Raw genomic sequence first — 11,354 nt, 5'->3', positions numbered from 1 at the left:
CATGTTCCGTTTTATTCATTCAGGCGATCTCCATCTAGGTAAGCGTTTTGGTAATTTCTCGGGCGACCTGCCCGGTCGGTTGCGCGAAGCAAGACACTCCGTGATTGCACGGCTCGCCCAGCACGCCCGCGAGCAAGGTGCGACTACCATCTTGCTCGCGGGCGATACGTTTGACACCGAAACGCCCGCGCCGGATGTGCGACGACAGGCTCTCGCTGAGATGCGCCACCACGCGCCAATTCAGTGGGTGATTCTGCCCGGCAACCACGATTCGCTTGAGGCAACGCAGCTTTGGTCGACATTGAATGCTGAAGTGCCTGAAAATGTCGCGCTTGCGGTCGATCCTCGACCGATCGAGTTGGCGACGGACGTTGTGCTGTTGCCGGCCCCTTGCACGACGCGTCGCCCAGGCCGAGACCTGACCGAATGGATGGACGGCGAAGCTACTCCAGAGGGCACGGTCCGCATCGGGATTGCCCATGGTGCCATCCGGAGCTTCTCGGAAGAGGCTGCCGCCTCCGATGTAATTGCGCCGGACCGAGCACGGCGAGCCGGACTCGACTATCTCGCGCTCGGCGACTGGCACGGCGCGGTCGAAGTCGATCAGCGGACCTACTACAGTGGTACGCCCGAGCCCGATCGTTTCAAACACCAACTTCCGGGTACGGCGTTGCTGGTGAGTGTCGCCGGCCACACTGCCATCCCTGAGATGATCTCACTGCCGACCGCGAGTTTTGCTTGGCGCAGTTTCGATCTCCATCTGCTCGACGGCGACGATCCCGTGTCGGCTCTGCAAGCGCAGCTACCTGAGGCTAGGTATCGAAGGCACACGCTCGCCCGTGTGGTGGCGACAGGCCGCAGTCGCTTGGCGGCGCGCGCGGCACTGGCGGGTGCGACCGACAGGGCGGTGCCGGATTTCGCATTCCTTGAGTTGGATGACGCGGGTCTTGCGACAGAGTGCGAGGTGGAGGACCTCGACCAGATCGATCGCGGCGGTGCACTTCGCGAGGCCGCAAATGCGCTTCTTGTAGAGGCTCACGACGAGAGTCGTTCTTCGGCTGAGCGTGAAATCGCACGGGCGGCACTGGGACGCCTCTACTCCTACGCACAGGCGGTCGCACCATGAAGATTTCAGCACTGCGCCTGTTCAATGTGAAGCGGTTTGCCGGCCGCGGTGTTGCCATTGAGGGGATTGGCGATGGCGTCAACGTGTTATGCGCGGCCAACGAGTTTGGCAAGTCGACGAGCTTTGAGGCGCTGCACGCGCTCTTCTTCCAACCGCATTCAGGCACCCCTGGCGATGTCCAGAGGCTCCGGCCTTACAGCGGCGGCAATCCACTGCTCGAAGCCGACATCTCGACGGCGGAGGGCCGCTTCCGGATAACCAAGCAATATTATGGCGGCCGATCCGCACGCGTGACCGATCTGGGGACCGGCCGGGTCGTGGCTCAGGCAGACGAAGCAGAAAACTTTATTGCCAGCCTGATCAGAGGAGGTACCGCCGGACCAGCCGGTCTCCTTTGGGTGCGCCAGGGCATCACTGGGATCGAAAAGCGAAGCCGCTCCGAAGAAGATGGTGAAAAGCAAGTCCGACAGAGCTTGCTCGAATCCGTGCAGGGAGAGGTTGAGGCCGTCACCGGCGGGCGACGTATGGCCGAGATCATGGCCGCCGCGCGGGAAGCCCTTTCGGAACTTGTCACTTCCACCGGGAGACCGAAGACTGGCGGACGCTACGCCGCCGTGATCGAGGAACGCGATAAACTCGCTGCGGACGAGCAAAGGCTTTCGAACGAAGTCACCGCACTGCGCGAGGCGTTGGACAGTCGGGCGAGCGCTATTAAGCGGCTCACCGAACTTGACGGGGCCGAAGACAGGGCCGAGCGGCGAAAGGCAATCGAGGCGGCACAGGCGATTTTCGACGCTGCCAAGACGCATAGCGAGAAGCTAAAGACAGCCGAGGCGGAACTGAAGCTCGTTCGCGAACGCTGGATCGGTGCGGAGCGGGATCTCAAAGCGTTCCGGACGGCCCAGGAAAATGAAAAGGTGCTTCGGGAAAAGCTGCTTGTCGCCGAGCGGCACCGAGGCGACACTGTGGGCAAACGCCGCGAGGCCGTTGAGGCGATCGAAAAGGCGCGTGAGGATGTCGAGGCCGCGGAGGCCGAGGAGCAGGACACACGTGATCTGCTTGCTCGCTTGGATGCGGCGTTGAAGGCACACGAGGCATCCGAACGCCTGGCAGAATGGAAGGAACAGCTGGCAGAAGCGGAGAGCGCCCGCCAGGCCCTCGAAGAAGGTGAAGCGCAACTCTCGCTCTTGAAGATACCCACGAACGCCATTGATGAACTTCACACGCTTGAAGTCGACATTGCTAAGCTCCGTGCAGTCGAAGAGGCCGTTCGTCCGTCACTTGCGATTGACTATAAGACGGACGCAGTCGGCCCTGTAACGATGGACGGTACGCCGCTGATGGACGGGGAGGAGCGCACCTACGATGGGCAGGCGCAGCTCGCAGTGCCGGGATTTGGTATGATCACGCTACGGTCGAACCGTCCGGTCCGCAGTAACGACGACCTGGAGCAGGCCGCGGCCAAGCGCCGAACGCTACTCGCTTCAATGGGCGTCGACAACCTCAGCATGGCGCGGACGCGGCAGGTCCGCGCGCAGCAGATGGACGCTGACCTACGTGAGCTGCGGGGCCGGCTGTCATTGCTCGCACCAGAAGGCCTACCCAAGCTCCGCGAGAAGGTGGCAGCGGACTCCGATTCGGCAAGCACGGAAGTTCTGGAACTAGAGCAAGAACCCGTGCAGGTACGCGCCGCACTTGCCGAAGCTGAAGAGCGGCGGAAGAAGGCGAGGCAGGTCCTGCGAGAGGCGGAGCCATTCCAGGCGCGCGCCGACCAAGCCTTCGTCGCTGCTGAGACAGCATTGGCCTCGTTGATGGCCGACAGGGCGCAGGTCATGGCGATCCTGGGTCCAGAAGAAGCGCGCGGCGAACGCGAACAGGCTTTGTTGAACACATTGGACGACCTTGACCGGACGCTCGTTGAGGCCGACGCACATGCGAAAAGGCTTGGCGCTGCCGCTGTCGATCTGGAGTCGCTCGAAGCCACCCTGAAGCGGACGCGTTCAATCGAGGAGGCAACCGATAGGGAGGTCAGTACGCTGCGCGAGACCATCGCCGGCCTGAACGCCGAGATTCGTGCGCAATCCGACGAGGCGGTGGAAGAGAAATGGCGTGAGACCGCTGAGGCGCTCTCTGCCGCGATGGCACGCGCACAGGCGTTCGAAAAGGAGGTGGCTGTCTTGCAGCGGCTGGTTACAGGATTGGAGACCGCCCGGTCCGATGCCCGAGAACTCTATCTCAAGCCAGTCATGCTCGAACTGGCCCCGCTTCTCAGACTGCTCTTCGACGATGTTGCGATCACGTTCGACGACAAGACGCTTCTGCCCCAGACCATCCTGCGCAACGGCCAGGAGGAGGATGTCGATCGCCTGAGCGGCGGCATGCGGGAACAGCTCTCTGTGCTGACACGGCTCGCCTTTGCGAGGCTGCTTGCCCGCGACGGTCGGCCGGCACCGGTCATCCTCGACGACGCACTCGTCTATTCGGACGATGACCGTATCGAGAAGATGTTCGACGCACTCCACAGACAGTCCAGAGACCAACAGATCATTGTCTTTTCCTGCCGTCAACGGGCCTTCCAGAAACTCGGCGGAAACATTCTTCAGATGACGGACTGGCAGCCGTAGACTCACCTAGGTTGAAAAGATCGAGATAGCCGTTTGGTGGAGGTCGTAACTTTGCTGAAGGCCGGCGCAGACAGTCGTCGAGGTGTGCTCTTGCCGGAACGTGAAGGGCTAGCCGTCCATGCCTAACTGCTTGTTCACGATGGCCGTCAGGACACCAATCCCCAGTTCCTTGACGGCGTCGGCAGCGCCGCCGAACAGCTTCTGAAAAATAGGCTTTGCCGCCTTCATGTCGCCGGCGTTGGCTGCGTCGACCATCGCCTTGATTTCCTGCTTGGCTGAAGCGTCGACCTTGCCGTTATTGTGGGATAGCAGCTCGTACAGATAATTGACCGTCTCGTTTTCATTGGTCACGTCGAAGGCAACTGTCTGGGTAACACTTGTTCCTGCGCCGACCGGCGAATTGTGGAAGTGACTATCTTTGATCGTGATGGAATGACCGTGCGTGGCGTGTGGCGTCCTCGCCTCGGGCCTATTGGCGGCGCGATAACCATCCTCTGTCAGGCTGAGGTATTCGCGTTTGCTGAAAACACCGAGAACCATGATCGAAGAGCCGGGCTTGTTTTCGAACGGCACCATCGGTCCCGTCTGGACCATCTGGTTATTTTCCAGGGCACTCAATGAAAGGTCGAAATCCACCTGTGATACAGCACCATCGGTCATGATTGCCTGCTGAATGCCCGGCAGTGATGGCCCGACATAACTGTTTGCCAGCTCGGTTGATGCTCGACCCGCAGAGACAAATTCTTCCTTCAGCAGTGCCAGGATTTCATAGGCGGTGGAATCGAGCGGCGTTAGGGCAGGCTTTTTGGCGGCCATAAGATTGATCTCTCCAACTATGCGGTTGATTTCTAAATTTGCTTTCAGATCTATGTAGTTCAGGGCAGCGTCCCGTGCCGCCTGTGGAGCTGAACGGAATGGAGGCGTGCTCAAGGCTTTGTGCTTCAACTGGTCTTGCTGATCGACAACCAGCTTTTGCAATAGAGCGATCAATTCCGATTTGTTTTCACCGGAAATGCTTTCGCCGTGGGCCGCTATGACCTTTCTAACAATCGCAATCGAGAGAGAAACGCGTTCGGGAATGGAATTCGCCAGCTCGGTTGCGATCTGACTCATGGTGCTGCCAGAATTGAGCAGCCCGCCCGCGGAAGCTCGCGCGACAATCGCGCCAATCGCCTGGGCGTTCTTTTCGTCAATCACGTGTTTTTCGCCTGGAAAGAGAGAATAGAAATTCTCCCTCCATGCGCTCGGCAGCCCGTTGCTAGTCATCTGAGCCTGCCATGCAGCGACGGTGGCAAGGTAACGGCCTGGTCATCTCTTGATGGTCTCGGATAGCTAATTTCCATGAAATCACTATTGCGCGCGCCTTTTGCATGATCAAGTCCTAGTTGAACCAATGGATTAGATACCACCAGAATTGCAGGGGCGGGCCATTTGGGCAAACTGGGAACAACGCGACTGATCATGAAGAACCGACCGGAGAATTGGTACCAAACGGTTATCCGATGTTTGGATGACCGCAATGCGACCGCTGAAATGCACCGTCTCGCGTCCTAGATCGATAATCTCATCAGCCGTCCGGTTCGCCGTCGGCCTCATCTCCCCTAATCGGCATTTGGGATAGCGTTCGGCAGCTCGTCGCAAGCGACGCAACCAATGACGTCGTCTTCCCGTGACGGCAAGACGGCGTTCGTGACGCTTGAGGTGAACCGCGTGACTTTTGAACTGTGTAGTTTGTGGGCGCGGGTTCACTATGGCGCAGTCGATGCCGCGGAGAACCGGCACTGCATGTCGGAAGATTAACTGCAAGGCTATCTCGAAAAGGAAATGAATCAGGTCCTGGATGATGCGTCGGACGCGTTTTTGCGGATATCCCGGCGTTTCTTCTGCCGGTTGTCAGCGAACCGCGTGCGGTGGACATGGACGACGGGATTCCGTTTTAGCAGAGACGCTTGCATAGCTGGGAAGGGTGCGTCGCCATGCCTTACGACATCGTCATTGCCGACAACTTCAATCCGTAGAACCTTGATTACCAAACGCAACGGGCCAGCGACACGTCGGCCGATGCGGTCTGGGCCAAGCAATCCTTGCCGCGCTATTTCATTTTCAGATCTGTCTTTCCGTATTCATCAGAACATGGCAAACGGATAAGCCTGATTAATTTTCTGATGAATATTTAGGCTCCGCCTGCAAGGCGATCCTTAGCGTTCTGGTCGAGGTCCGAAGCATGACAAGAAAAGCGGTCGATACGCTCATTCTCGACCTCGATAATACGATATTCGACTGGTTCGCCGTCTGGTTTGCGTCGTTCGAGCCTGTCTATAACGAATTACTCCGCGTCACCGGCCGCCCGGCCGCCGAAATCGAGGCGGATATCCGTCGCGTGCATCAGGCGCGCCGGACATCGGAATATTCTTTCCTGATCGAAGAAATCGACGCCTTGAGCGATTTACGTGCAACCGGCGAGATCCGCGACACCTTCCACGAAGCCATTGAGCTTTCCCGGCAGGGCAGGGACCAAAACCTCAGCCTTTATCCGAGCGTGTTTCGCTGCCTATGGGAGTTAAAAAAGAAGGGTACCAAGATCATCGCCTACACAGAGTCTATGGGTTTTTACAGTGCATACAGACTGAAACGCTTTGGGTTGGATGGCGTGATTGATGTGCTGTTCAGTCCGCAGGATCACGAGTTGCCCGCAGGGGTGTCGGTTGAAAATCTCCGGCGCCTACCGGATGAATTTTATGAGCTGCAGGTGACGGAGATGCGGCATACGCCGCCCGGAGAACTGAAGCCCAATCCGCGCGTGCTGCTCGACATTCTTAAGACGGTCGGCGCACGCGCTGATCGCTGTGCTTATGTGGGCGATAGTCTCTTCAAAGACGTTGCCATGGCGCGTGACGTCGGTGTGTTCGACATCTATGCTAAGTACGGGGAAAGCCAGAGGCGGCCTGAATATACGCTTCTGCAGCGCGTTTCGCACTGGACGGATGCAGACGTGCAACGTGAACGGGCGATAATAGCAAAGGGCCACGATTTTGAGCCAAGTGCGGTGCTGAAGGACTCATTTGCTGAGATTTTCATGTACTGCGACTTCGAAGCCTTTCCCTCGATCAAAAAAGAACCCGATTCCGAGCTGGAAATCAAAAACGCGCTCGAAATCTGGAAAAAGACCGTGGATGTGCAGCAGCATTTCAACGATTTGGAAATGCGCATCCGCAATTTCGCGATCACGGTCGTGGGCGCGTTAATCGCGGCTGTTGGCTACACCTATCAGCAGGGTCTCGAGGCCCACATCCTTGGCCATCAGTTCGCGGCGGGCCTTGGATTCATCCTTGCCGCATTGTTTGCCTGGTTCGCGTTCTTCGTAATGGACTACTATTGGTATCACGTATTTCTGCGCGGCGCGGTGAAACACGCCTCCAAAATCGAGAAGACTTTCAAAGATAGGATCCCGGGTATCGACCTGGGAAATACGATTTCTGAAGAGAGCCGGGCGGTCAAAATCTTCGGCATCTTCCCGACGAACTCCGAAAATCGGCTCAAAATGTTCTACTGTTTGGGCTTCGTGATGATCGGCGTCGTTTTCCTCACCTTGCTGCTCGCGACACAGGCCAAGCCAGCCACAGCCACTCCCGCCAGCACGACTTCACAGAGCGCCGCCCCGGGCGCAAAAACGGAAGCGAAGTAAGACGTAGCTTGTGTCAGGCCGCCAGCGGAAATACGTGGTCAATCCATCGAGCGCATATTTCCAGGACAGAAAACGCCATGCCGGATGTGTGTATATCGGACGCACCGTGCGATAGCCCGTTCCTCAATGCAATCAGCGCATGCAATGGATCATCATGCTTCTGGCTGCCGACCATTCACGCGAAAGCAAGCCTGTTTTCCGAGCTTGTTCGACTAGGTTATGCAGCTTTGAAGCGGAGCCGAAAGTTGACCCCTTCACTATAGAGCGCAATCTATTGATTTTCGGGCATAAATCCACTTAATGGTGCGGCCACGACCGGCTCGAGCCTTGACCCCTACTGCTTTTCGATATCTTCAGCATTTTCAGATGCTTGTGCGGATACCTGTGCGGTCACTCTTCGACTCCGAGTCACAAACAATCGAGAGGGAGGGGTTGGCGGTTCGAATCCTTTCACATCATGCGGATCCGATTTTGTAGGCTGTGGGTCGTGATCTTTAAAAGTGGCGTTGCAGCCAAATGCGGGACGACTGCTTTACGCCCTCAAATTGGTCGTTCATGCGGTTACCGAGCCGTCCTAAAAGCCGTCGTTCGCACGCGCCGACGCTAATGACCAAGAAGGGCGGGGAGCTGTCGTTCGCTGCATCCGAGACAAACGGCAGCAATGCGCAGAGAGCTGCCGGTCGGTGTGCCACCCTGATAGTGAAGGACAGCGCAGGGAGCAGGCTTTGCTCCTGAAACAGACGGTAGCACCTCAATCAACGTGACCGGACGAGGCTGACGTCAATCCTGGCCGACAGCAGGCGCTCAGAAACTTCGTCCATACGGAAAACCCGATCGCCCTCACCGCCGCTGACAGGGACAATGAGGCAAAGTGCCTTCGGCCTGGCCTGCTGATTTTCGTGGGGTGTAGCTACTGTATGAATATACATTGGGCCTTGACTTCAGCCAGAACTAGTGTGGACTGATACATAGTATTGCTGTGTCCTAAGCACCCGTCAGAAGGTACGCAAAGGCTTATTTTCTTAAATCAAAATAGGAGAGCATTCATGGCACTTAAACCGGGACCAAAGCCGATAGCGAAATCCACAGGGAAACCGGATCAGCGCCGCCGTGATAACAAAAGCACACCAGGGAATACACCGTCCCTCAAACCTAGCAAATCTAGCAAGCCCACCAAATAAGGCACATAAAGAGGGCTCGCTGATTTGCACTTCTACCCCGGTAATCGATTGAACCTGCGCGAAATGCCGCGCGGACTGAGTGCCTGTCGGATGTTGAATGTCAGCTTTCTCGAATCCCCGTTGATACCGGTCAGTCCGATAACGGCCCCAAATCGGTCATTCCTTCTCGGCCGCATTCGACCTCCCTATCTCGGCGGGGTGCGCGGAGTTCAACTGAGAAACCCTTGCGCCGGACAGTGTAAGCACCTGCTGCGGATCGTTGTGGTTTAAGGTACTGGCGCCACATGACTGCGCCAGCGGTAATACATCGAACAGACGGACTCTGCAGAGGGTGCCCGCTCGAACCTTATGCCGCTTCCCAAACCTGATTCAAGATCTTGGCGGCGAGTGCGGCTTTATCTTGGGGAAGGAAGCGCCCATAGTGCTGCTGGATCATGTCAGGGGTGTCCTGGATCGCATAGCTCGCCTGCTCGTAGGATCCGGTTAGCTTGAGGATTTGGGTGGCCAACACGTCCCGGACATTATGGCGACCATGTGGCAGCAAGCCCTTGATTGCCCCGCGGCTGGTATAGGGATTGTAGATCCCGTATCGTTGAATGGTCAGCCGCCAAGCCTCATAGAAGGTGGTCTGGTTGTAAGAAGCCTCAGTGCTCGATTGCTTCACTGTCTTTATAAAGAAGGTGCCGGGATCATTGGCATTCGCAAGGAGAAGGCGCCGGTGCCGATCGATGTAGGCATTGATGTAATAGTAGAGGTCAAGCAGATCCGGCAGAATGAGCCGGAATGGTTTGGAACCGAAGAAGGACGAGTTGGAGTTCTTGAAAGCATTCGCCGGTATCAGGACCTCCCAGCCATTGTCCCGATCGCTCCAGCGGATTTCGCCGCGTTTGAGTTCTTCAAGCCGACGTTCCGAGGTAGGTATGTGCCCGCGAGGGCATAACAGGAGCTGCCGGAGGTTTTTCTGACGAAGTCCCAGATGGAGCCCGAGCCGCAACATCAGGAACGATCTTACGGATTCGGCCGCCGCTCTTGGATATCGATCCTTGTCGGGCATCCTGAGAAGGATCTCGTCTGTGATCTTTCGATACTCCGCCAGTGGACTTGGCGCCTCAAGCACGCACATGATCGGTTCGAATGGATCGCGATGTATGCGCATCACACGCTGGATTTCCTTGATGCGATTACGAGCATGGGCATGAAACGCATCGCAGCAGGCGTGCCAGTCACGCTTCGCAAGCGCGATCTCCTCAGCCGAAACCAAACCATCGATTGGGATGACTCTCTCGATCAGTTCGGGATGCTGGCGAAGCCAACCAGTCTCTTCGCGCGTGAGCGACAAGGCGATGCTCAGCATGTCGGCTTCCCACGCGGTGTAAAACCCGCGCCGGCGCTCGCGCCATTGCAGGTACCAGTCCCAGATACCAGGAAATACCAGAAGACCGAAGGTGAGGGCGCCGAGCGGAATTCCGCACCCCGCAACCTGGCCATCAGTCGATGCGACAAGGGCTCCGAACATCAGACCGAGGTGTTCCAGCTTCTGCGACGCCGTTTCTTCGCCCCAGACGCTGTTCCGCTGAAACCCGATTGCCGTGAGCGTAGACGTCTTGAATGAGATCAGGTTTGCCATTTCGAGCGCAAGTCGGGGAGGGGCATCGATGACGCCCGATAACAAATCCGGATCATCACGGTCTCCAATGGGATTGCCCTGGCTTGAAGCGCCGCGTCCGATTGGGACAGACGACGCGTGTCCACCATAAGCCATCGCCGGAAAGCGGATTGCATATCGTTGTTTGATTGCCGCCGCCTGAAAGCGGCGATAGTCGGTGGCGCCGGTAATAATGACCCTGCGAACCCACTCGAGAATCTCCTGGCGCTTTGGTTTCGGCAGCTTGTTGAAATTGTCGGGAAGGTGCCAGGCCAATCGGCGGCGTTCCGCGGGAGAAACTTCCTCGTCGATCTCATGGCCGGTGCCGGCTCGCGACTGATGTGGAAGTTTTGCTTTGAAGTAGGCCAGCGGCAACCGGTATCGTTGCTCAATACGGTCCAGGATCTCAAAGCTCTCGACGCTGCGGGGCATCTTTGTGCCTTTGAGCCAACTGAGGAGAGTCTTCACGTCGAAATTGTCGCCGGGCCGCACAACAGCCCGATGGAGATGGTAGTAGGTCTCGCCAAAGCGCCTGATGTGCAATTCCAATGCCGCCTGAAAGGAGACAGGTTCCGGGTGGTCATCGAACAGTGCGACGGGGAATTCCTCAATCGGCTTCGGCTTTGCTCCAGGTTTTGAATTCTCCTTCGAAGAGCGACTGCTACTGGCCTTTCGAGATTTGGAGATCAGAGCCGAGTCCGGCAGTGAGCTCGTGCGGTTGCGAGGTGTCGCAGTGCTTGTATTCACCCAGCGGATAATGGCATCGAAGCCATGCTGTCCAACTCGCATCAGCTTTGTGCTTGGTTTGGTAGCCAGCCGGCATGCGGCGGCGATCTCAGTCCAATCGACCGCCTTACACTTCATGGGAGGAAGGGCTTGATCGTTGACCAGTGCCAACATGTAAGCGGTCAGACACTCAAGCTCAGCCGGATTTACCAGCGTTGCCAGCCGCATCTCGGAAAAGCCCGCAATTTTGCGCTGAAAGGCTTTCGCCGTCGGATTCATGATCATTCAGGTTTCCCTTACAGATGAGATTCCAGCCCCGGAGCATGGCCTGCTAAGGAATGAATGTTAGCGAAGGGTTAAAATCGGG

5 protein-coding genes are annotated in these 11,354 nt (G+C 57.3%); 3 read left to right on the top strand and 2 right to left on the bottom strand.

The genetic code is table 11. The features are described from left to right. Position 1: 1 nt before the first annotated feature. Together ACQZ6F_RS29495 and ACQZ6F_RS29490 are read left to right on the top strand one after the other, a co-directional pair. Complete coding sequence (locus ACQZ6F_RS29495; protein WP_449095492.1) at positions 2-1,126, top strand: metallophosphoesterase family protein; 1,125 nt, start codon at positions 2-4, stop codon at positions 1,124-1,126. After that, complete coding sequence (locus ACQZ6F_RS29490) at positions 1,123-3,750, top strand: AAA family ATPase (RefSeq protein ID WP_449095493.1); 2,628 nt, start codon at positions 1,123-1,125, stop codon at positions 3,748-3,750. The genes ACQZ6F_RS29495 and ACQZ6F_RS29490 overlap by 4 nt, the downstream gene beginning before the upstream one ends. Positions 3,751-3,858: 108 nt before the next feature. On the opposite strand, the gene ACQZ6F_RS29485 is transcribed toward ACQZ6F_RS29490, so the two are convergent. Then, positions 3,859-5,016: a hypothetical protein gene (locus ACQZ6F_RS29485; protein WP_449095494.1), complete on the bottom strand. Its 1,158-nt coding sequence runs from the start codon at positions 5,014-5,016 to the stop codon at positions 3,859-3,861. Positions 5,017-5,974: 958 nt separating this feature from the next. Here ACQZ6F_RS29485 and ACQZ6F_RS29480 point away from each other — a divergent pair. Beyond that, complete coding sequence (locus ACQZ6F_RS29480; RefSeq protein ID WP_449095495.1) at positions 5,975-7,435, top strand: HAD family hydrolase; 1,461 nt, start codon at positions 5,975-5,977, stop codon at positions 7,433-7,435. A 1,527-nt stretch (positions 7,436-8,962) separates the two neighbouring features. Here the strand turns inward: ACQZ6F_RS29480 and ACQZ6F_RS29475 are convergent. Further along, a complete protein-coding gene (locus tag ACQZ6F_RS29475) occupies positions 8,963-11,272 on the bottom strand; it encodes a hypothetical protein (protein WP_449095496.1) in 2,310 nt (769 codons plus the stop codon). Positions 11,273-11,354: the final 82 nt, after the last annotated feature.

The sequence above is a fragment of the Rhizobium sp. A22-96 genome (assembly GCF_053521805.1).
The sequence above is the reverse complement of the archived record's forward strand: the minus strand, read 5'-3'. Positions and strand labels throughout refer to the sequence as shown.